General features: G+C 53.8%; 21 protein-coding genes. 10 read left to right on the top strand and 11 right to left on the bottom strand.

Annotated elements, in window-relative coordinates; translation table 11 throughout:
- The first annotated feature begins 6 nt into the window (after positions 1–6).
- Positions 7–342 carry a ChiQ/YbfN family lipoprotein gene (gene chiQ, locus J1781_RS18540; protein WP_165385159.1) on the top strand — a complete coding sequence of 112 codons (336 nt, stop codon included), beginning with the start codon at positions 7–9 and terminating at the stop codon, positions 340–342.
- 132 nt (positions 343–474) lie between these two features.
- Here the strand turns inward: chiQ and fur are convergent, their stop codons facing one another.
- Entirely contained in the window at positions 475–930 is a 456-nt protein-coding gene (gene fur / locus J1781_RS18535; RefSeq protein ID WP_015698140.1) for a ferric iron uptake transcriptional regulator, read from the bottom strand.
- 311 nt (positions 931–1,241) lie between these two features.
- Positions 1,242–1,769, bottom strand: coding sequence for a flavodoxin FldA (fldA, locus tag J1781_RS18530; RefSeq protein WP_013576468.1), 528 nt, complete (start codon positions 1,767–1,769; stop codon positions 1,242–1,244).
- A 421-nt stretch (positions 1,770–2,190) separates the two neighbouring features.
- Between fldA and J1781_RS18525 the strand changes: the two genes are divergently transcribed.
- The gene (locus J1781_RS18525) at positions 2,191–3,855 is read left to right on the top strand and encodes a methyl-accepting chemotaxis protein (protein ID WP_217233996.1); all 1,665 of its coding nucleotides are present in this window, start codon (positions 2,191–2,193) and stop codon (positions 3,853–3,855) included.
- 75 nt (positions 3,856–3,930) lie between these two features.
- Here the strand turns inward: J1781_RS18525 and ybfE are convergent, their stop codons facing one another.
- Complete coding sequence (ybfE, locus tag J1781_RS18520; RefSeq protein WP_015690259.1) at positions 3,931–4,212, bottom strand: LexA regulated protein; 282 nt, start codon at positions 4,210–4,212, stop codon at positions 3,931–3,933.
- 261 nt (positions 4,213–4,473) lie between these two features.
- Positions 4,474–5,256: an esterase gene (gene ybfF, locus J1781_RS18515; protein WP_217220836.1), complete on the bottom strand. Its 783-nt coding sequence runs from the start codon at positions 5,254–5,256 to the stop codon at positions 4,474–4,476.
- A 241-nt stretch (positions 5,257–5,497) separates the two neighbouring features.
- On the opposite strand from ybfF, the gene seqA reads away from it, so the two are divergent.
- The 3 genes from seqA to J1781_RS18500 all read left to right on the top strand — a co-directional run bounded on the left by seqA (position 5,498) and on the right by J1781_RS18500 (position 8,599).
- Positions 5,498–6,052, top strand: a complete 555-nt coding sequence (gene seqA / locus J1781_RS18510) for a replication initiation negative regulator SeqA (RefSeq protein ID WP_129952037.1) — start codon at positions 5,498–5,500, stop codon at positions 6,050–6,052.
- A gap of 24 nt (positions 6,053–6,076) precedes the next feature.
- Positions 6,077–7,720 carry a phosphoglucomutase (alpha-D-glucose-1,6-bisphosphate-dependent) gene (pgm, locus tag J1781_RS18505; RefSeq protein WP_217233995.1) on the top strand — a complete coding sequence of 548 codons (1,644 nt, stop codon included), beginning with the start codon at positions 6,077–6,079 and terminating at the stop codon, positions 7,718–7,720.
- 183 nt (positions 7,721–7,903) lie between these two features.
- Positions 7,904–8,599, top strand: a complete 696-nt coding sequence (locus tag J1781_RS18500; protein ID WP_129990580.1) for a PadR family transcriptional regulator — start codon at positions 7,904–7,906, stop codon at positions 8,597–8,599.
- Here the strand turns inward: J1781_RS18500 and kdpE are convergent.
- From kdpE to J1781_RS26360, 6 genes are read right to left on the bottom strand one after another with little or no spacing between them, the layout of a single operon-like run.
- Entirely contained in the window at positions 8,589–9,278 is a 690-nt protein-coding gene (gene kdpE, locus J1781_RS18495) for a two-component system response regulator KdpE (protein WP_129952034.1), read from the bottom strand. The two genes, J1781_RS18500 and kdpE, sit on opposite strands and share 11 nt — an antisense overlap.
- Positions 9,275–11,971, bottom strand: a complete 2,697-nt coding sequence (kdpD, locus tag J1781_RS18490; RefSeq protein WP_129990579.1) for a two-component system sensor histidine kinase KdpD — start codon at positions 11,969–11,971, stop codon at positions 9,275–9,277. Before kdpD ends, kdpE begins: the two co-directional genes overlap by 4 nt.
- Positions 11,972–11,997: 26 nt before the next feature.
- Entirely contained in the window at positions 11,998–12,591 is a 594-nt protein-coding gene (gene kdpC / locus J1781_RS18485) for a potassium-transporting ATPase subunit KdpC (protein WP_269154570.1), read from the bottom strand.
- A gap of 18 nt (positions 12,592–12,609) precedes the next feature.
- Positions 12,610–14,676, bottom strand: coding sequence for a potassium-transporting ATPase subunit KdpB (gene kdpB / locus J1781_RS18480; RefSeq protein ID WP_217139316.1), 2,067 nt, complete (start codon positions 14,674–14,676; stop codon positions 12,610–12,612).
- Between the two features lie 43 nt (positions 14,677–14,719).
- Entirely contained in the window at positions 14,720–16,408 is a 1,689-nt protein-coding gene (gene kdpA, locus J1781_RS18475) for a potassium-transporting ATPase subunit KdpA (RefSeq protein ID WP_217233994.1), read from the bottom strand.
- Positions 16,409–16,498, bottom strand: coding sequence for a K(+)-transporting ATPase subunit F (locus J1781_RS26360; protein WP_101075733.1), 90 nt, complete (start codon positions 16,496–16,498; stop codon positions 16,409–16,411).
- 303 nt (positions 16,499–16,801) lie between these two features.
- Here J1781_RS26360 and J1781_RS18465 point away from each other — a divergent pair, with 303 nt between their 5' ends.
- The 5 genes from J1781_RS18465 to J1781_RS18445 all read left to right on the top strand — a co-directional run bounded on the left by J1781_RS18465 (position 16,802) and on the right by J1781_RS18445 (position 21,374).
- Entirely contained in the window at positions 16,802–17,008 is a 207-nt protein-coding gene (locus tag J1781_RS18465; protein WP_013576456.1) for a YbfA family protein, read from the top strand.
- A gap of 184 nt (positions 17,009–17,192) precedes the next feature.
- Positions 17,193–18,146: a YbgA family protein gene (locus J1781_RS18460; protein ID WP_129990577.1), complete on the top strand. Its 954-nt coding sequence runs from the start codon at positions 17,193–17,195 to the stop codon at positions 18,144–18,146.
- Between the two features lie 10 nt (positions 18,147–18,156).
- On the top strand, positions 18,157–19,587 hold the full coding sequence (phrB, locus tag J1781_RS18455; protein ID WP_217220830.1) for a deoxyribodipyrimidine photo-lyase: 1,431 nt from the start codon (positions 18,157–18,159) through the stop codon (positions 19,585–19,587).
- A 33-nt stretch (positions 19,588–19,620) separates the two neighbouring features.
- Positions 19,621–20,604: an MBL fold metallo-hydrolase gene (locus J1781_RS18450; RefSeq protein ID WP_129952027.1), complete on the top strand. Its 984-nt coding sequence runs from the start codon at positions 19,621–19,623 to the stop codon at positions 20,602–20,604.
- Between the two features lie 26 nt (positions 20,605–20,630).
- Entirely contained in the window at positions 20,631–21,374 is a 744-nt protein-coding gene (locus tag J1781_RS18445) for a type 2 GTP cyclohydrolase I (RefSeq protein ID WP_129952026.1), read from the top strand.
- On the opposite strand, the gene J1781_RS18440 is transcribed toward J1781_RS18445, so the two are convergent.
- A complete protein-coding gene (locus tag J1781_RS18440; RefSeq protein ID WP_129990573.1) occupies positions 21,371–22,804 on the bottom strand; it encodes an MFS transporter in 1,434 nt (477 codons plus the stop codon). The two genes, J1781_RS18445 and J1781_RS18440, sit on opposite strands and share 4 nt — an antisense overlap.
- Between the last annotated feature and the right edge of the window lie 57 nt (positions 22,805–22,861).

The following is a 22,861-nucleotide window of genomic DNA, read 5'->3' as shown; positions in this document are numbered from 1 at the left end:
ATGTCGATGAATAAATTATTGATGACCGTGGTATCCGCTGTTCTGCTGGCGGGTTGTGCGCCGACAGCCGGTCAGGCTGAAATATCCAAAACGCGTGAGGCTTACAGCGCCTGTATTAATACGGCGGAAGGCAATCCGGATAAACTGGCATCCTGTCAGGCGGTGCTGAATGTACTGAAACAGGAAAAAGCCCACCAAAAATTTGCGGAACAGGAAACGGTTCGCGTGGTGGATTACCAGCAGTGTCTTACGGCACGCAAAACCGGTAATGGTCAGGCGTATGCCGCAGATTGCGGAAAGATATGGCAGGAAATCCGGGCCAATAACGCTCCGAAACCGTAAAACGAATCGCAGAAATCAAACCCCGGCGTGCCGGGGTTTTTTTAGGGTTGCTGAAATCCAGACATAAAAAAACCGCTTTTCAGCGGTTAATGAATTCACAGCCTGTCGGCAACGGGGTTGCCACATGCCATATTAGTGCGCAGGTTTATCGTTGTGCAAAGACTCATCTTCGCGGCAATCACCTGCTTCACAATGACCATAGAGATACAGACTATGGTTGGTCAGTTTGATGCCGTGTTTCTTAGCAATCTCACGCTGACGGCCTTCAATATACTCATCACGAAATTCGATTACACGTCCGCAATCCAGGCAGATGAGGTGATCGTGGTGATGCTGCTGAGTCAGTTCGAATACGGACTTGCCGCCTTCGAAATTATGACGGGTAACGATACCGGCGTCGTCGAACTGGTTCAGAACGCGGTAAACCGTTGCCAGGCCAATTTCTTCACCCATATCAATTAATTGCTTGTAAAGATCTTCCGCACTAACGTGATGACCTTCCGGCGCTTGCAGCACTTCCAGGATTTTGAGGCGCGGAAGCGTGACTTTTAAGCCAGCTTTCTTCAGTGCGGTGTTGTTGTCAGTCATGCGGATTCAGTCCTGTTACTATGTGCTAATCAAGTTGAGGCATGCAGCCTGTGGCATCGGCGGCACAAATTATTCGTTTAGTCTCTTCGTTTACGCAAGTGTGCCAATTGTCGTCAACGATAGCCTGTTAATAAAGATCACAATTTGCCGGTCACATTGGTAATGCAACGACTTGATCGATAGAAAAAACAGAGGAACTCAGTGTACCTTGATACGACCGAAAGTTACAATTTTGTAGCAGTTAAATTGTTAATTTCAGTAATAGTTTGGCCCTTCAATTGTAGAATAAATCCTCAGGGCCAACAGGGTTTTTAGCCAATAATTTCAGAAAGGCTGAGTTCTTCTGTGATCTGTTTCACCCAGGCATCAACACGTTCACTGGTCAGTTCCGGCTGGCGATCTTCGTCAATTGCCAGTCCTATGAAATGCTTATCATCAGCCAGGCCTTTAGAGGCTTCAAAGTGATACCCTTCGGTAGGCCAGTGTCCGACAATCACTGCGCCGCGTGGCTCAATGATATCGCGCACGGTGCCCAGTGCATCGCAAAAATATTCGGCATAGTCTTCCTGGTCACCACAGCCAAACAGTGCAACCAGCTTACCTTCGAAATCTATCTCTTCCAGCGTTGGGAAAAAGTCGTCCCAGTCACACTGCGCTTCACCGTAATACCAGGTTGGAATACCGATAAGCAAAATATCGAATTTTTCCAGATCCTCTTTGCTGCTCTTCGCAATGTCATGCACCTCTGCAACATCTTTACCCAACTGTTTCTGGATCATTTTTGCGATGTTTTCGGTGTTACCTGTATCGGATCCAAAGAAGATACCTACAACGGCCATAAGATTACCTAACCTCTTGTTCTCAATGAAGTGCTCTGCAACGCAGGCAATAATAATGCAGATGATAGCAAACTCGTGCGGCGGAGAATATGCTTCTGCTCGCCTTCTTAGCTGGGAAATAAGTTTATCGGGCAATATTTTTAAGTGTTATCGCCTTTGTGTGCTTTCACGCAGGGTGCGTTAACCTCAGGCTGAATAAGGTCAAACGCAAATTGAAGAAATAAGTCGTCACAATACTAAATTTCGAGAATATTCCGCCGATAGATGATGCGAGAGCAATCTCAACATAATAAAGAAATCGATGCCCGGAGAGGTGTTCAAACATGTCCTGGGGCACTTGCCTGCTGGTTACCTGTCTTGATTCTCCGCATCCCCCTCAATCCTCAGGCCAGAAACAGTCATGTTTCGAGAGAGGCATATCGTGCAGTTTTTAAAAAATATTACCATCAGGGCCGCTTTGTTAACAATTCTTGGCATTTTTTGTGTCATGTGGGCGGGTGTTTCCCTATACACCGTTACCTCCCTTGACACACTGACCCAAAATACCAAAAACAGTACCGAGCTGGTCAATAATATGGCGCTGATCAATAAAGGAAATGATCAGTATTTCCGTACCGTGACGCGCATGAGCCGCGCCGTCGCACAGCTTCAGGCCGATCCGTCAAAAGGCCCGGAAATTTTTGATAGCGCAAAACAATCACTCAGCGGGCTGATGCAGGCGCTGACCAATTTTAAAGCCGCACCGCATCCGGGGCTGGAAGATGCTTCCGTGCAGGAATTAATCACCAGTTGGGATAACCTGATCACGCAGGGCGTCACGCCATTGTTTGATGCAGCCCGCAGCAAAAACACGGAATCCTATAATCAACTGGCCAATTCCACCGTGCCTGCGCTGAGCCGCACCTTTGCCACCTCCATGGAAAAAGTCAGCGCTCAGATCGCGACAGATTTTGACGCGGCGCAACGGCAATCTACCCATCTGACCTCATTCAGCAAAGTGATTCTGCTGACGGCATTTGGTATCGGGCTGGTGATTTTATTGCTGACTGACCGTTATCTGGTGATGGCGCTGGTGAAACCGCTGGATAAAATCCGCGATCACTTCGCGGTGATCGCGAGCGGCGATCTGACACTTTATCTGGATGAGTTCGGTAAAAACTGCGCCGGTAAGCTGATTCCGTTACTGAACCTGATGCAGTCTAGCCTGGTGAATACCGTTCAGACCATCCGCAACTGCACCAATCACATCTATCAGGGCGCGTCAGAAATTTCAGCCGGAAACAACGATTTATCTTCCCGTACGGAAGAGCAGGCATCTGCACTGGAAGAAACCGCTGCCAGCATGGAACAACTGACGGCTACCGTGAAACACAATGCTGATAACGCTCATCATGCCAGCCAGCTGGTTATGGAAGCTTCTACCACTGCGCAGAAAGGTGGCAACATCGTGGCGGATGTGGTCAGCACCATGAAAGATATCTCCGGCAGTTCGAAGAAAATTGCTGAAATCACTTCCGTGATTAACAGCATCGCTTTCCAGACCAACATTCTGGCGCTGAATGCCGCAGTAGAAGCAGCACGTGCAGGCGAGCAGGGGCGTGGTTTTGCAGTGGTTGCCAGCGAGGTGCGCAGCCTGGCACAACGCAGTGCGCAGGCTGCAAAAGAAATCGAACAGCTCATCAGCGAATCGGTTTCCCGCGTCGACAGCGGCTCGAAACTGGTTGAAAACGCCGGTCAGACGATGAATGAAGTGGTGCGCTCAATTACGCATGTCACCGACATCATGGCGGAAATTGCGTCTGCGTCTGACGAACAAAGTAAAGGAATCAGCCAGGTAGCGGTAGCGGTCACAGAAATGGACAGCGTTACACAACAGAACGCCGCACTGGTAGAACAGGCGTCACAGGCCGCAGTATCGCTGGAAGAACAGGCTTCGTTGCTCAACAACGCCGTCGCAACGTTCAAACTGAAAGACAGCGTCACGAATGTGGGTTCACGTCCGGCGAAGTCGATTTCAGCACCCTTGTTGCGTCCTGATACCGGCAGGCTTTCGGCGAAAAGTGCTGAAAACTGGGAAACGTTCTGAGTGGGAAGGCGTAAATTAGCGTGGAATAATTAAGAAAAACAAACGGGTAGCCTTATCGGGTTACCCGCTTTTCAATCAACCTTCATGACCGTTAAGATGCGACAGCAGCATCTCTTCAATCAATTCGCTACGACTGATATTGCGTTCTTCTGCCAGCTTATTGAGCATGTCAACAGCATCGGCATTCATTTTCAGCTCCACACGACGCAGGCCGCTCGCTTTATCGCGGCGTAACTGGTTGCGCTTATTGATCCTGAGCTGTTCATCACGGGATAGCGGATTTGTTTTTGGACGCCCCGGACGACGGTCATCTGCGAACAGATCAATCGTCGTGCGATCCAGTTGTTCTTTTGCCATAGGTAGAGGTACAACCAGGGAAGTTTTTACATCGGGAAACGGCAAGCCGTTCCTGACGAGCGTTTCACACATTTCGGGCTAAGAAACCCTGACCCAATTCACCCCCCGCGACTCACTGTGAGTAAAACGGGGCGGCAAAATTATAGCGCGCAATCATACACTGGCGCCCCAGGGGTTCACAACGCCTGATTGCCCTGATTTCATGATAACTTCTTAAGTTGTGCAGACTTTTTGCACAATTTATCCCCAGGATGTTAAACCTCAGGCCACATCGATGAAACGGTGCACAGCGCGCAGTACCGCATCGGGTCTTTCCGCATGCACCCAGTGACCGGCTCCCGCCACCACATGTGCTTTGGCCTGTGGAAACTGGCGGGCAATCGCGTCGCGGTATTCATCCTGCACATACGGCGATAAGCTCCCGCGGATAAACAGCGCCGGATGATCCCATGCTGGCACATCTTCCCAGCCGGTAATGGTTTCGTATTCACTGAGCAGCACGGGCACGTTGAAGTACCATTCGCCCTGGCGGAAGGACTTAAGCAAAAACTGGATCACGCCGTCTTCCTTTATATACTGGCGCATACAGTCGCTGGCAGACGTGCGGTCACGGAGTCTTGCGTCGGTCACAGCGTTAATGGCCGCGAAAATCTCATCATGACGACGGACGTGATAATCCACGGGGGCGACATCAATGGCGATCAACTTTTCGATACGATCGGGGATCCGTGCCGTCAGCGCCATCGCGGCTTTGCCGCCCATCGAATGGCCGATAACGATGATTTTTTGGAAACCAACAGCATCCAGCGTTTCTTCTAAATCTTGTGCCATGGCGGCGTAAGACATTTCATCAGAACGTCCGGACTGGCCATGATTACGCAAATCCACCTGTAACACGTTATGCTGTTGTCTCAGGTCACGGGCCAGAATACCCAGATTATCCAGGGTGCCGAACAATCCGTGGATAAGCAAAACCGGCAGTGCAGTGCTGCCAGTCACTTCAGATCCCTGCAGGCGATAATGTAATTTCATAGAGAAGTTCATACAGATAAACAATCTCATTAGGTTATCATGACTTGCGGATAATTTTTTAAAACAGAAAGTGTCTGCCAGATGCCTGAGCGGGATTTGACTACCAGGAGCAGAACGGGCCGGAGCCTGCATGCAGCAAAATCGGGAAGTTGTCTGGATTTTACTTTGCAGCGCAATTCCCCTGTTTGTTACTGCGTAGAAATTTGTATAATCCTTTTGAATGAATTAAGTAGAAGAACAGTACTGGATAAAGATGAAAACTATTGAGGTTGACGAAGAACTCTACCGCTACATTGCCAGCCACACGCAGGCAATCGGTGAAAGTGCGTCTGATATTTTACGCCGTATGTTGAAGTTTACTGCCGGTCAGACCGCTCCTGACGCGCCAGCGACGACTTCTGTTATTGCCGGAACTGTTGCGCAGGAAAAACCTGCTGTCGCAGCGGCACCGACGTCGCGTGATAAAGTCCGCGCCGTCCGTGAACTGCTGTTGTCCGACGAATACGCAGAACAGACTAAAGCGGTTAATCGTTTTATGCTGATCCTCTCGACCTTGTATACCCTGAACCCTAAAGAATTTGCGACAGCGACCGACTCTCTGACCGGGCGCACACGGACTTATTTTGCCGGTGACCAGCAAACCTTGCTGCAAAACGGCATACATACCAAACCTAAACACGTTCCCGGAACGCCGTATTGGGTTATTACGAATACCAACACAGGTCGCAAACGCAGCATGATCGAACACATCATGCAGCTCATGCAGTTCCCGGCGGAACTGACTGATAAAGTATGCGGCACCCTCTAATTTCAGCGTAAGGGAGAAGCGCCAGTGGCTAATCACCCCCGTGCAGGGCAACCTGCTCAGCAAAGCGATTTGATCAATGTGGCGCAGTTAACGTCACAGTATTACGTTCTGCAACCGGATCCGGCAAACACGGCACATGCTGTGAAATTTGGTACGTCCGGCCATCGCGGTAGTGCGTTGCGTCACAGCTTTAATGAAGCGCACATCCTGGCAATTGCTCAGGCGATTGCCGAAGTGCGTAAAGAGCAGGGCACCACCGGCCCGTGCTACGTGGGTAAAGACACCCATGCGTTGTCCGAACCGGCGTTTATCTCTGTGCTGGAAGTGCTGACCGCCAATGGCGTGGATGTCATTGTTCAGGAAGATAACGGGTTCACGCCGACCCCAGCGGTGTCGCACGCCATTCTGACGCATAATCGTCACGGCGGCGCGCTGGCGGATGGCATCGTCATCACGCCTTCGCACAACCCACCGGAAGATGGCGGCATCAAATATAACCCGACCAACGGGGGGCCGGCAGATACTAATCTGACTTCCGTGATTGAGAAACGTGCTAACGCATTGCTGGCCGCAAAACTGGCAGGCGTGAAACGTCAGTCTCTGGATCTGGCGTGGAAAAGTGGCCATCTGCAAGCGAAAGATCTGGTTCAGCCGTTTATCGAAGGGCTGACCGATATCGTTGATATGGCTGCGATTCAGAAAGCGGGTCTGAAACTGGGTGTCGATCCGCTTGGCGGTTCCGGTATCGAATACTGGAAGCGTATCGCGGAACATTACCAACTGGATCTGACGCTGGTTAACGATGAAGTCGATCAGACTTTCCGTTTTATGCATCTCGACCATGACGGCGTGATCCGTATGGACTGCTCGTCTGAATCTGCAATGGCCGGTCTGCTGGCGCTGCGTGATAAATTCGATCTGGCCTTTGCCAATGACCCTGATTATGACCGCCACGGTATCGTGACGCCTGCCGGTCTGATGAACCCGAACCATTATCTGGCGGTGGCGATTCAGTATCTGTTCCAGCATCGTCCGCAATGGGGCAAAGAGGTTGCCGTCGGTAAAACGCTGGTATCGAGTGCGATGATCGACCGCGTGGTAGAAGATTTGGGCCGTAAACTGGTGGAAGTGCCGGTTGGGTTCAAATGGTTTGTTGATGGTCTGTTTGACGGCAACTTCGGATTTGGTGGCGAAGAAAGTGCCGGGGCTTCTTTCCTGCGTTTCGACGGCACACCCTGGTCGACCGATAAAGATGGGATCATCATGTGCCTGCTGGCCGCAGAAATTACTGCGGTTACCGGCAAGAACCCGCAGGAACATTACAACGAACTGGCTGCGCGCTTTGGTGCACCAAGCTACAACCGTATTCAGGCACCTGCGACGCACGCGCAGAAAGCCGCACTGTCTAAACTCTCTCCTGAACAGGTGAAAGCTGACACACTGGCCGGTGACCCGATCACTGCCCGTCTGACCAACGCACCGGGTAACGGCGCGTCTATCGGTGGTCTGAAAGTGATGACCAAAAATGGCTGGTTCGCGGCGCGTCCGTCCGGTACGGAAGAAGCTTACAAGATCTATTGTGAAAGCTTCCTCGGTGCTGAACATCGTGAGCAAATCGAGAAAGAAGCGGTAGAAATCGTCAGTAAAGTGCTTGCTGACGCGAAATAAGCCGTTTTCTTTATCTCATCAAAGGCGCTGATTATTCAGCGCTTTTTTTTTGCCCGTTTTTTGCCGGAAGTTCAGACATAAAAAGATATATCTAAATTCGCTTCCCGGTCTTGCCAGTTTCTGAAAACCGATCTAGTTTAGATATATCGAAATAATTCGATATATCTAAATAGGACATGCACTATGTTTAGTAAAATGTTTGAGGGTCGCCATCGCGGCCACGGTAGTCGTGAAGAAGGGCATCGCGGCCATTGCCGTCATGAATCAGAATACAGCGATCACAGCGAGCGTCACATGTTACGTCGTGACGGTCGCCATCGTGGTGAAGAAGGGCGTGAACATCGCGGGCGTGGTGAAGGCCGCCGTGGTGAACGCGGTGCACACCGTCTGTTTGAACATGGCGATTTACGCCGCGTACTGCTGGCGCTGGTGGCGAAGAAACCGAGCCACGGTTACGAACTGATCAAAGCGATTGAAGAAGCCTCTTCCGGTCTTTACGTGCCAAGCCCGGGCGTGATTTACCCGACGCTGACACTGCTGGAAGAGCAGGACTTCCTTGAGCCTGTCGCCACGGGCAACGGCCGGAAAAGCTACCAGATAACGGAAGCCGGTAAAGCGGAACTGGCACAGCATCAGGCGACGGTTGATATGATTTTTGCCCGTCTGGCGGGGGCGCAGCGTCCGCGTGAAAACAACCTGGCAGAAGGTATTCATGAATCGATGCACCGCCTGCGTCACGCGCTGCGTTCTAACATGATGCGGGCGGATTTAACGCCGGAACAGGTGGTGCGTGTGAGTGCGATTTTGCAGCAAGCCGCTGAAAGTCTGGAAGCCGAATTTGGTGAGGCCAAACCGGAGACCGACCAGCCTAAGGCATGAAGCGATAGCCCACGCCGGTTTCGGTCAGTAAATGACGTGGCCGGGTGGCATCGGCCTCCAGTTTCTGCCGCAAATGTCCCATGTAGATGCGCAGATAATGGCTGTGTTCAACATAATTCGGGCCCCAGACGTGGCTCAGTAACTGACGCTGAGTGATGACTTTACCGCTGTTGGCCAGCAGTTCGGCCAGCAGGCGAAACTCAATCGGCGTCAGATGACAATCTTCACCGTTACGCTGTACGCGCCGGTTGATCAAATCCACCGTCACATCTGCAAATGTCACCAGCGGACTTTCCTGTGCGCTGCCGGTATGGCGGCGCAGGGCCACACGAACCCGCGCCAGCAGTTCACCTACGCCAAACGGCTTGGTAAGAAAATCATCGGCACCGGCATCCAGCGCCGCTATCTTGTCTTCCTCGCGGGTGCGCGCCGACAAGACGATAATCGGGATAGCGCTCCAGTGACGCAAATCGCGAATATACGTCAGGCCGTCACCGTCCGGTAAACCGAGATCGAGAATAATCAGATCCGGTTTACGGGTTCCGGCTTCAATCAGCCCGCGTTGCAGCGTTTCACTCTCAAACACCCGCAAGCCTTCCGCCTCCAGTGCTGTACGCACAAAGCGGCGGATCTCTTTTTCGTCTTCAACAATTAAAATATTTACCGGGGATGCGCTCACGATACCTCGTCGATGTCTTTTTCCATGTCACCTTCCATCTCCGGCAACGCCTCGAGCGGCAGCCTGAAACGAAAACGCGCACCGCCGTTCGGGCCATTTTCCGCCCAGATCCGTCCGTCGTGCACCTCAATAATGGCACGACAAATCGCTAATCCCAACCCCACGCCCGGAATAGCGGATTCTTTATTACCGCGGGCGAATTTTTCGAAAATAGTGTGCTCGGCACCAGCCGGAATACCGGGACCGTTATCCCAGACTTCCATCTCCAGCCACTCCTCCAGCGGCGTGGCTTTAATGCCAATTGTCGCACCGGTTCCGGCATATTTATGGGCGTTTTCGAGCAGATTGATCAGCACCCGTTCGATCAGGCTGGCGTCGCAGTTAACCAGGACCATTTCCTGGGGTAAATCGATTTTAATATTGTCGTGCGCCAGCACCGGTTCGAGCATCCGCAATGCGCTGCCGGTGATTTCTTCCACCGACTGCCATTCTTTACGCAGATTAAATCCACCGGACTGAATACGCGCCATATCCAGCAGGTTGTTGACCAGCCGGGTAGTGCTTAGCACCTGCTGACGGATCTGGCTGGCCTGCGGTGCATGCTTTGAGCCTTCTGCGGCAAGATCCAGCGTGAGGATTTCCGCCTGGCCGAAAAGCACCGTCAGCGGTGTACGTAAATCGTGGGAAAGCGCAGAAAGCAATGAGTTACGCAGTTGTTCGCGTTCGGTTTCCAGCCGCGCCGTTTCTGCGCTGGCGGCCAGATGCAGACGTTCCAGTGCATTGGCGATCAGCACGGTAAAGGTCTGTAACAGACGCTGTTGTTCCGGTACTAACAGTTGACGGATATTCGGCGGTTCGACCGCCAGCAGGCCACGCGATTCACCGGATGCAACCAGCGGCAGAAGCTGGTAGGGCACGCCGGGCAGGGTATCCGTGCCCGCACCGGCTGGCAGTTTCTTGTCGAAACTCCAGCGGGCGATAGCATCATCGACCACAATCGAAGTCATTTCGCCGGCCGGCTGCATCAGTTCGCCGTTCTCCTGTGGCAGCAAAATGGCGGTTTTGGCGTTCAGACTGGAAGAAATAAAGTGGCGGCTGGTCTGCGCGATGGCTTCCGGCGTCAGCGACTGACTGAGTCCTTTGGACATTTCATACAAATGCTGCGCACGTTTTTCACGGTGACGCGCGATACGTGCCTGATAACGGACGCCTGCGGTCAGATTCCCGATCAGAATGCCGACAATCAGCATTACGCCGAAGGTCACCAGGTATTGCGCGTCAGTCACCGCCAGCGAGCCGCGCGGTTGTACGAAAAACAGATCAAAGCTGACGACATTGATTACCGCCGCCAGCACTGACGGCCAGCGGCCATAAAACAGGGCAACAATCACCACGCCGAGCAGATACACCATCACCAGATTGGCCTGATCGAAAGTCGGCACCAGCCATTGCGACATCATGGTGATCACCGCGCACAGCGCCACGGCAAGAGCGCAGCCCCATAACTGGCGGCTGAAGCGATCGGCGAAAGTGCGTAAGTCCTGCTCTTTACGCAGAGGTGTTACCGGCGCGTCTTCCAGGCCGACGACGATTAAATCAAGATCGGGGGCGATTTCCGCCAGCTTGTCAGCAAAGCTGGCGCTAAATTTCCAGCGCTTTTCCCGCCGCCGGCCGGTCATGATTTTGCCCAGACGATGTTCACGGGCGTAACGCAAAATCGCCTGTTCTTCCTGCGGATCGGAGAGCGTGGCAGTTTCTGCCCCCAGTTCCTGCGCCAGTTTCAGGGAATGCAGAATGGCGCGGCGCTGGCCTTCAGGTAAACGGTGCAGGCGCGGGGTTTCAACATATACGGCGTGCCAGACACAGCCGAGGCGCGCTGCGAGGCGCGAGGCGACGCGGATTAATTTCTCATTCCCCCCGCTGTGACCGATACACAGCAACAGTGCATCACGGGTATGCCAGACACGACTGACACCCTGATCATCGCGGTATTCGCGCATCTGGTCGTCAACCCGGTCAGCAGTACGACGCAGGGAAAGCTCCCGCAGGGCAATCAGATTGCCTTTACGAAAAAAGTGTTCTATGGCGCGTTCGGCCTGACCGGGGATATAAACTTTACCTTCTTTGAGACGCTGACGCAGGGAGTCAGGCGGTAAATCTACCAGCACCACTTCGCTGGCATCATCAAACAAACGGTCGGGAACCGTTTCACGAATAATGATACCGGTGACGCCGCTGACCACATCGTTCAGGCTTTCCAGATGCTGAACGTTCACGGTGGTAAACACATCGATACCGGCATCAAGCAACTCTTCGACATCCTGCCAGCGTTTCGGATGGCGCGATCCGGCGGCGTTACTGTGCGCCAGTTCGTCCATCAGGATTAGGGCAGGGCGGCGGGCCAGGGCGGCATCAAGGTCAAACTCCTGAACCTGACGTCCGCGATGATGAATACGTTTCGGCGGTAACAGAGAAAGCCCCGGCAGCAGCGCCTGCGTTTCCTGCCGTCCGTGAGTTTCCACTACGCCAACCAGCACGTCGAGGCCGGTGGCGCGCAGGCGCTGCGCTTCCTGCAACATGGCAAAAGTTTTCCCGACGCCCGCACAGGCGCCGAAAAAGACTTTCAGTTGCCCGCGTGGCTTCTCATTGGCGAGCGCCAGCAGGCTGTCGGGATCGGGTCTTTCGTCTGTCATATCATCCTGTCAGGTTGGTTGATAAGTTAGTTTGCTTTCAGTTCATCCAGCGCTAAGTTCAGTCCGAGCACGTTCACGACGTCCGGGCCGAGGTAACCAATCAGTGGTGAGGAGGTATTATCATCAATCAATTTATTCACTTGCGCCAGTGGCAGCCCGCGCGCGGTGGCAATGCGCGGAGCCTGCCACTGTGCCGCTTCCACCGAAATCTGCGGATCCAGCCCGCTGGCGCTGGCGGTGACCAGATCCACCGGCACGGCCGCCGGACTTTGCGGATTGGCTTTTCGCAGCATCGCCACGCGGTCTTTCACTGCCTGATCCAGCGCCGGGTTACTGGCAGCCAGATTGCTCCCTCCCGACGCCATCGGGTTATACGGTGAATCAGAGGTAACTGACGGGCGGCCCCAAAAGTAATCATTGCGGGTAAAATTTTGCCCGATGAGTTCTGAGCCAATCACTTTATTGCCGCCGTCTTTTATCAGCGAACCCGTTGCCTGCTGGCGGAATACCAGCTCTGAAACGCCGGTGGTCAGCAGCGGATACGCCACGCCGGTTATCAGCGTCAGCAGAACCGTTATCACCAGAGCCGGGCGTACATAGTTCATTCTTGTTACGGACATAATGGTCTTCCTCAAAAATCAGCTCAGATGTAAAACGGTCAGGATCACGTCGATCAGCTTGATACCGGCGAACGGCACCAGCAGACCCCCTGCACCATAAATCCACAGGTTACGGCGCAGCAGCGCGGCGGCACTCATGGCTTTATAGCTCACACCTTTCAGCGCCAGCGGTATCAGGAACACAATCACCAGCGCGTTGAAAATAACCGCCGACATAATGGCTGAAGACGGCGATGTCAGGTGCATGACGTTCAGCGCGTTCAGTTGCGGATAAGTGGCTGCAAACGCTGCCGGGATAATGGCGAAATATTTCGCCACGTCGTTGGCGATACTAAAGGTAGTCAGTGAGCCGCGCGTCATCAGCATCTGTTTACCGATATGCACCACTTCAATCAGCTTGGTCGGGTTGGAATCGAGATCGACCATGTTCCCGGCTTCTTTCGCTGCCTGCGTCCCTGAGTTCATCGCCACTGCGACATCGGCCTGCGCCAGCGCGGGCGCATCGTTGGTGCCGTCGCCGGTCATCGCCACCAAACGGCCTTCTGACTGATACTGACGGATCAATGCGAGTTTGGCTTCCGGCGTCGCTTCTGCCAGAAAATCATCCACACCCGCTTCGGCGGCGATGGCCGCAGCAGTCAGGCGGTTATCCCCGGTGATCATCACCGTTTTGATGCCCATTTTGCGCAGCTCGGCAAAGCGCTCCTTGATGCCGCCTTTAACGATATCTTTCAGCTCAACCACGCCCAGCACTTTTGCGCCTTCGGCGACCACCAGCGGCGTGCCGCCTTTACGCGCCACATTCTCCACCAGACCATCGACGGCTTTCGGGAAGGTACCGCCATTAGATTGCACATGACGACGGATCGCATCCACCGCGCCTTTACGGATGCTGCGTTCACCCACGTTGACGCCGCTCATGCGGGTTTGCGCGGAGAAGGGCACGAAGGTCGCATTCAGTGAATGAATATCGCGTTCGCGCAGGTTAAAGCGTTGCTTCGCCAGCACCACGATACTGCGACCTTCCGGCGTTTCATCGGCCAGAGAGGATAACTGCGCGGCATCGGCCAGTTCCTGTTCCGTTACCTGCGGCGCGGGCAGAAACTGCGATGCCTGACGGTTACCGAGCGTGATGGTGCCGGTTTTATCCAGCAGCAACACATCTACGTCACCGGCGGCTTCCACCGCACGGCCGCTGGTCGCGATAACGTTAGCTTCCAGCATGCGGCTCATGCCCGCCACGCCGATAGCCGACAGCAACCCCCCGATAGTGGTCGGGATCAGACACACCAGCAGCGCGACCAGCACGGTCACGGTGACCGGGATACCTGCATGGCTTGCGCTGACGCTAAACAGCGAGAACGGATAGAGTGTCGCGGTAGCCAGCACGAACACCAGCGTCAGTGCCACCAGCAAAATGGTCAGCGCCACTTCGTTTGGCGTCTTGCGGCGTTTCGCCCCTTCGACCATTGCAATCATCCGGTCAAGGAAAGTATCGCCGGGGTTAGCCGAACATTCGACCACCAGCCAGTCTGACAAAACGCGCGTCCCGCCGGTCACTGAGGAGAAGTCCCCGCCGGATTCGCGGATCACCGGCGCAGATTCGCCGGTAATGGCACTCTCATCCACTGACGCACCGCCGATCAGCACTTCCCCGTCGCACGGCACGGTATCGCCTGCTTCGATCAACACATAATCGCCTTTGCGCAGGGTATCGGCGGCAACCTTAATTACCGGTGATTCAGGACGCGGTTCGTAGATTTTTTTCGCCCAGCTGGTTTTCTGCACGCCTTTCAGACTCTGCGCCTGCGCCTTGCTGCGGCCTTCAGCCAATGCTTCGGCGAAGTTGGCAAACAGCACGGTGAACCACAACCACAGGGATACGCTGCCGGTAAAAGCCGCACTGCCGTCGGTGCGGTGCATCAGAATCGCCAGCCAGATAAGCGTGGTCAGAATGCTGCCCAGATACACCACGAACATCACCGGATTACGCCACTGAACGCGGGGATCGAGCTTTTTCACCGAATCCAGCAGGGCAGTACGGATCAGACGGGGTTCAAATAACGCACGTTGTTTACGACTCATCTTTTTAGTCTCTATATTCATCAGTTCAACGAGTTACGCAGCATTACTGTGCTGACCAGACTTGCAAATGTTCTGCCACCGGTCCCAGCGCCAGCGCCGGAATAAAGGTCAGTGCGCCGACTAACAACACGGTGCCGACCAGCAGACCGATAAACAGCGGGCCAGACGTTGGCAGGGTGCCATTGCCGGCCTGCTGGCGTTTTTTCATCACCAGCGAACCGGCAATCGCCAGCACCGGAATGATGACGCCGAAGCGGCCAAAGAACATGCAGAAAGCCAGCAACAGGTTGTAGAACGGTGTATTGACGCTCAGCCCGGCAAACGCACTACCGTTGTTATTGGCGGCGGAAGACACCGCATACAGCACTTCGCTGAAACCATGCGCGCCGGGGTTTAAAATCCCGGCGCGGCCGGCGTCGGTGACCAGCGCCAGTGCGGTGCCGAGCAGCACCAGCGTGGGTGTCACCAGGATCGCCAGTGCGGTCATCTTCATGTCGTAAACGTCGATCTTCTTACCGAGATATTCCGGTGTACGGCCAATCATCAGTCCCGCAATAAACACCGTCAGCAGCACAAACAGCAGCATGCCGTACAGACCGGAACCCACGCCGCCGAACACCACTTCACCAATCTGCATCAGCCACATCGGTACCATGCCACCGAGTGCGGTAAAGGAATCGTGCATGGCGTTAACCGCACCGCACGAGGCCGCCGTGGTGACGACGGTGTACAGCGCGGAGGCCAGAATGCCGAAGCGGCTTTCCTTTCCTTCCATATTAAAATTGCTGCCTGCACCCAGCGCAGTGAAATGCGGATTGCCTTTGAGTTCGGCGTACATCACCACCACTACCGACACCACAAAGATCACCGACATCGCCCAGACCAGTGCGTGGCCCTGACGGTTGTCGCCAACCACGCGGCCAAAAGCGAAGCACAATGCACAAGGGATAATGAAAATCGCCAGCATCTGCACCATATTGGTCAGTGCGGTTGGGTTCTCAAACGGATGGGCTGAGTTGGCACCGAAGAAGCCGCCGCCGTTGGTGCCGAGCATTTTGATCGCTTCCTGAGACGCCACCGGGCCCATCGGTAAGGTCTGTTGCAGGCCTTCCAGCGTGGTGATGTGCTGATACGCTTCGAAGTTTTGCAGTACCCCCTGACTGACGAAAAACAGTGCCAGCAGGAAAGCCACTGGCAGCAACAGATACAGCGTGATGCGCCATAAATCCGTCCACGCATTACCAATGGTCTGTGCTGAAGGGCGTGCAAAAGCACGGATCAGCGCAAATGCCACGGCGATACCGGTCGCTGCGGAGAGGAAGTTTTGCACCGTCAGCCCGACCATCTGGCTGAGATAGCTCAGTGTGCTTTCGCCGCTGTAAGCCTGCCAGTTGGTGTTGGTCACGAAACTCACTGCGGTGTTAAAGGCCAGATCCCATGACAGCCCGCCAAAATGCTGTGGGTTCATCGGCAATACACCCTGTGCCATCAGCATCGTCATCAGCACAACAATGCCCAGGATGTTAAATACCATGATCGCCAGTGCGTACTGCCACCAGTTCATTTCAGCATTACTGCTGCCAGACGTGCGTAAAACACCGTTTTCTATGCGCTGAATAAATGCGCCGGGCTGTCCTTCAATCAGTTGAGCAATAAAGTTACCCAGTGGTTTTGCCAGCAGCAAAAGCACCAGCATAAAACTGGCAATCAGTAAGAATCCGGTTGCGGCCATTTAAAAATCCTCCGCATTCAGCAGGGCATAAACCAGATAGCCGAGCAGCAGAAGAACCAGTAATGCGCCGCAGATTACGCCAACAGTCACAATCCACCTCCACAGGTGTGTTTTTATGTTGTGGCGAGAATAAGGAAAGGCGGGAAAAGATCCTGAAAAGAAAGAGCTGAACAGTGTAAAAAAAGTATAAAAATGCGCAAAAATGAAACCTAAAAGAAACTTGAGTTGCGTATTTATTTAACCATTCTGTAACTAAATTACGGAGACAGAGTAAAATTGGCGAAAATTTACACATAAAAGTGGTCAGATGAGTAGTAAAATTTCATCAATTGCGGTATATTTTTCGCAACTTACAGTGTTCAAAAACTTTCCACATTTCACAGGAGCAACGCGATGAATGATTACACGCCATACACGATGACCCGCATACTGGCCCGCCGCGCTTTTGTTATTGCCGCCGGAGTTCTGGCCCTGCCGGTCATGCTGTTCCGCGCTGACCGCGCCCGTTTTTACAGCTATTTACACCGCGTCTGGATGAAAACCAGCGATAAGCCGGTGTGGCTGAGTCATGCCGAGATGGCGACACAAGACTTTTATTAATTTAGCTCCCTCCCCTGCGAAGGGGAGGTGCCAAAAGAAACCCCGTTCCTCCAGCGGGGTTTTTTATTGCCCGCCGATAAACCTGTACAAGATTATTTTTATGTATAAGTTGTGCTAAGATTATACGTAAGGGTGATGAATCAATGCCGCCTCTCTTTTCTTCTTTCAATGCAAGGTGCCGACAATGACGAAAACAATTCCGATTGGTATCAGTGCATGCCTGCTGGGTGAAAATGTCCGCTTTGATGGCGGACATAAACGTCTGGCGTTTGCCGTAGAGCAACTGGCGCCTTATGTGCGCTTCGAACCTATCTGCCCGGAAATGGCGATCGGCCTGCCAACGCCCCGCCCGGCGTTGCGTCTGGTTAAAATGGACGACAGTATTGTGATGCGTTTCAGTAACGACGAGACCGTTGACGTCACCGAAAAAATGCAGCATTACGCCGAAAAACGTGTGGCACCGCTGACCGGCTTGTGCGGTTATATCGTCTGCGCGAAATCCCCGAGCTGCGGGATGGAGCGGGTCCGGGTATACAGCGCCAACGGTAAAGATGCCAAAAAATGCGGCGTCGGGCTGTATACCGCCGAGCTGATGAAACAGCATCCGTGGCTGCCGGTGGAAGAAGACGGCCGGTTAAACGATCCCGTACTGCGGGAGAATTTTGTTGAGCGCGTTTTTGCGCTGTTTGAACTGAATCAGCTTCGCGAAGGTGGCCTGACACGTGGCAAACTGATGGCCTTCCACAGTCGTTATAAACTCATTTTACTGGCCCATTCTCAGCCCGAATATCGTGAGCTGGGGCGCTTTGTGGCTGCGATGGCTGAATGGGATTCCCTTGAGGACTATTTCACCGAATACCGGTTACGGCTGATGAATCTGATGAGCCACAAAGCTACGCGCCGTAATCACACCAATGTGCTGATGCATGTACAGGGATATTTCCGTAAGCAGCTGAGTCCGGCACAACGACAAGAACTTGCCGGGCTTATTGATCGTTACCGTCAGGGAATGCAGCCGTTGCTGGCGCCGATTACCTTGCTGAAACATTATATGTCTGAATACCCGGACGCCTACCTGGCTGACCAGCGTTATTTCGAGCCTTATCCGGAAGCCTTAAAGCTTCGATACGGACATTAAAAGGAAAATTATGACCACGCATTTAGTCTGGTTTCGTAATGATTTACGGGTAACCGACAATCGCGCGTTGCATGCCGCCTGTGAAGATCCGCAGGCGCGTATTATTGCCGTATTTATAGCCACACCGGAGCAGTGGAAACGACATGAAATGGCGCCGCGACAGGCAATGTTTATTTATCAGCACCTTCAGGTGTTACAACATGCGCTGGCTGAACGTGGTATTCCCCTGCATTACCACCAGTGTGACGATTTTGCCGACAGCGTGGCGTGGCTGAAAGATTTCTGCAAAGCCGAAAAGGTGGAATCGCTGTTTTATAATAAACAGTATGAAATCAATGAGCGCCAGCGGGATGTCGCGCTGGAGAAGGCGGTCTGCGGGTCGGTAGTGTGCCAGGCCTTCGATGACAGCCTGCTGTTGCCACCCGGCTCCGTGACCACCGGAAACGGGGAGATGTATAAGGTTTACACGCCGTTTCGTCGGGCGTTTTTATCCCGTCTCACTGAATCTGACGGCCGTTCGCTGCCTGCGCCGCAAATCCGTGAGCATACCGGAAAAGTGGTCATCCATCCGCTGATGCCGTTCGATTATCCGCTGGAAGATATCGGCGATGATTTTGCTGTCGGCGAAGAAGCAGCGCGCAACCAGTTGCGCCGTTTTTGCCGGGAGCAGGTGCAGGATTATCTCAGTCAGCGCGATCTGCCGGCCGCCGCTGGCACCAGTTCGTTGTCGCCGTATCTGGCGATTGGTGTGCTGTCGCCGCGCCAGTGCCTGAACCGTCTGCGAACGGAATGTCCGCAGGTGCTGGAGAAAACCGACAGCGGCGCATTTGGCTGGCTGAATGAACTGGTGTGGCGCGAGTTTTATCGTCATCTGATCGTCGCCTGGCCGAAACTTTGCAAACATCAGCCCTTCCTTGAATGGACGGATAACGTGCGGTGGCGTCACGCCCCGGATGATTTACAGGCGTGGAAAGAAGGAAAAACCGGTTATCCCATTGTGGATGCGGCCATGCGGCAACTGAATACGACGGGCTGGATGCATAACCGTCTGCGGATGATTGTCGCCAGTTTTCTGGTGAAGGATTTACTGATCAACTGGCGCGAAGGCGAGCGCTATTTCATGTCGCAACTGCTGGATGGCGATCTGGCGGCTAACAACGGCGGCTGGCAATGGGGCGCTTCTACCGGCACAGATGCTGCGCCGTATTTCCGTATTTTCAATCCGACAACTCAGGGCGAACGTTTTGACAAAGCCGGACGCTTTATCAAAGCCTGGGTGCCGGAACTGTCGGATGTGCCGGAAAGAGACATTCATCAACCGCATCGCTGGGCGGAAAAATACCGGCGCGTGTTAGACTATCCGCTGCCGGTTATTGATCACGCGCGGGCGAGAAAAGACACGCTTGCAGCCTTTGAGGCGGCAAAAAACCGGTCAGACTGACTTTACTCTCTCACCACGACAAGGAGCGATGTGATGAAAAAATACCTGCTGGCGCTGATGCTGGCATGCTGGACGGGGCAGGCGAGTGCGGGGTTTGATGTCGTGGCGCTGGGTGTGAATGGCGGCGTCGAAGAAGGCAATCTCACCTCGTACCTGATCCGCAGTGATGATCAAAAACTCTATCTCGGTCTGGATGCCGGCTCTGTTTTGCCCGGCATTCGCAAGGCGCTGGAGAAAGGCAGTTTTCCACAGGTGACGGCTGAAAATGCTGCGCCGCTGACCCCGCAGGGCGCGGTTTTCCGCAACCTGATTGGCGGATACTTTATCAGTCACGGCCATCTCGACCACCTGGCGGGGTTGATCATCAGTTCCCCGGAAGACAGCAAAAAACCGATTTACGGCACAGCGGATACCATTGGTACGCTGCGTCAGCATTACTTCAACGGCCGCGTCTGGCCTAACTTCACCGACTCCGGCAGTGGTTTACGCATCGGCACCTATCGCCTGAACCAGCAGCGCCCGGCGCAACGGTTCTCCCTTGGCCTGACCGGCCTGGACGGCAATATTTACCCGCTCAGCCACGGCGGCACACCCTCGGCCATGATTCTGGTGAGCCGTAATAAAGCGTCGTTTGCCTTCTTCGGCGATACCGGCCCGGATGAAGTCGAAAAATCAAAAAATCTCGATACCGTGTGGCGCGTGCTGGGCGATGAGGTGAAAGCTAAACGGCTGAAAGGCATCATCATCGAAACGTCTTATCCGGATGGTGTGCCTGACAGCAAACTGTTCGGACATCTGACGCCGGACTGGTTGCTCAAAGAGCTTGGGCGGTGGCAGGAATATGCCGGAGGCGAAGGGGCGCTGAACGGCATCACGGTGATTATCAGCCACGTTAAACCGAGCCTGAAAGCCGGTGCTGATCCTGAAAAAGAGATCATGGCGCAGCTGGAAAAAGGGAATAATCTGGGCGTGAAGTTTGTGCGGATGGCGCAGGGTGATAAATTAGAGATCAAATAGACCATCCATTAATAACGAGAAACGTCATGAACAACCTCCAGCTTGAAAAGCTGATTAATCAGAAACTGGATATCAGCAATTACAAAGATTACGCACCGAACGGATTGCAGGTCGAAGGACGGCGTGAAGTGCAGCGTGTGGTGACCGGCGTAACGGCGTCACAGGATCTGCTGGATGCCGCGATTGCTGTCGAAGCCGATGCGGTTCTGGTGCATCACGGTTATTTCTGGAAAGACGAACCGGCTGAAATCCGTGGCATGAAACGTAACCGTCTTAAAACATTGCTGGCAACGGATACCAATATGTATGCCTACCATCTGCCGCTGGATGGTCATCCGGAACTGGGGAATAACGCGCAGCTGGCGAAATTGTTCGGTATTAACGTACAGGGCGAAATTGCGGTGCTGTTGCCCTGGGGAGAACTGGAAAAACCGCTGACCGGTGAAGAATTCCGCCAGCGCATTGAAGTCACGCTGGATCGCAACGTGTTGCACAGTTCACAGAATGCACCGGCCGAAATCCGCCGTGTCGCATGGTGCTCCGGGGGTGGTCAGGGTTACATTCAGAAAGCGGCAGAATATGGCGTCGATGCCTTTATCAGCGGCGAAGTGTCCGAGCAGACCATTCACATTGCCCGCGAAATGGGGCTGCATTTCTACGCCGCAGGCCATCACGCCACCGAACGTTATGGCGTGAAAGCACTGGGCGAATGGTTAGCTGCTGAGCATAATCTTGATGTCATGTTTATCGATATCGATAACCCGGCCTAATTTTTCTTTTCGCTAGTCTCTTCAGAAACGCTGTCTTCCAGCAGGGTAAATGCCCGCTGTAATCCGGTATCCACTTCAGGGTCTGCGCCCTGGGGTGGGTACTTGCTTTCCTCTTCTTCCTCTGTGGCTTCGCTTTCGTCAACCACGGGTTCCACCACATTTTCCGGCGCGGGCATGGTTTCCTGAATCATCTGTTCGTCAAACGCCGGGTTCAGGGCAGGCGAGAGCGGGGAACTGCTCAGACTGTCAGGTATGGCGATGTGCGGAACCGGCGCATCGGTGGCCATTTGCATGGCTTCTTCTTTTCTGGAAGTGCGGCTCAGCGCCACAATACCTACACCACACAGCGCGAAAAAGGCGTAAAGAATGTTGCCGCCCAATGGCTGGATCAGCGCACCGACCGCCAGCGGGCCGATACAGGCACCGACGCCAAAAGCCATCAGCAGACAGGCTGAAAGCGAGACACGACGCTCCGGTTCGATCATGTCATTGGCAAGTGCGACAATCAGCGGGTACAGCGTGAACTGCATCAGGCTGACGACAAAACCAATGGCGAGCAACAGCGGGAATGAAATGTGGCTGAACAACGCCAGCGGCAGGGCGGTAATGGCCAGCAGGATGGCGTTTATGCGCATCAGCATGTTGCGGTTATAGCGGTCGGAAAGCCAGCTGAGCGGGAACTGTGCCAGCAGACCGGCGAAAATCGCCAGCGCCATAAACAGACCGGTTTGTTGAGTGGTCAGCGCTTGCTGACTGGTGTAAATCGGTGCCATCCCGTAAAACGAGCCGACGACCATGCCGATAACCAGTGTAATCGCCAGCACCTTGGGGATCGTGCCGATAAAGAATTTAAGCTCCATCGGTGCCGGAGACATATGGCCGACGTTAGTGCGCGTGGTCAGTGCAATCGGCACAAGGCACAGGGCGAAACACAGGGCAATAACGATAAGCGTACTCACGCCTAAATCGCTGTTGAGCATCAGTACGACCTGACCGAGCGCCATCCCGAGATAAGAGGCCACCATATAAAAGCCGAATACCACGCCGCGCTGGTTGGCTTCAGCCTGATCGTTGAGCCAGCTTTCCAGCACCATATATTGCACCATCATGCATAAGCCGATGATCAGACGCAGTACCACCCAGACCGGGATGATGTCAGTCAGGCCATGCCCCAGCACGGCGGCGGTGATGATACCGGAGCAGGAAACGTAGGCACGAATATGACCTACGCGGGCGATCAGGATATGGCCAACCTTGCCGCCGATCACCAGTCCGATGTAGTTAGCCGCGATGATCGCCCCGATCATCGCACCACTGACATGAATGGCGGAAAGACGCAGGGAAATGTAAGTCGTCAGCAGGCCGGAGCCCAATAACATCAGTAATGTCGTGGTATAAAGCGGAAAAAAGAGTGCTAATGGTTTTCTCACAGGCCATCCCTATTGTGTAACGAAGGCGTTATCCAAACGCTAAAAAACAGCAACGTT

This window comes from Rahnella perminowiae, assembly GCF_019049695.1.
Classification (GTDB): domain Bacteria; phylum Pseudomonadota; class Gammaproteobacteria; order Enterobacterales; family Enterobacteriaceae; genus Rahnella; species Rahnella perminowiae.
Note: the sequence above shows the minus strand (reverse complement) of the source record. Positions and strands in the feature narration are given on the sequence as shown.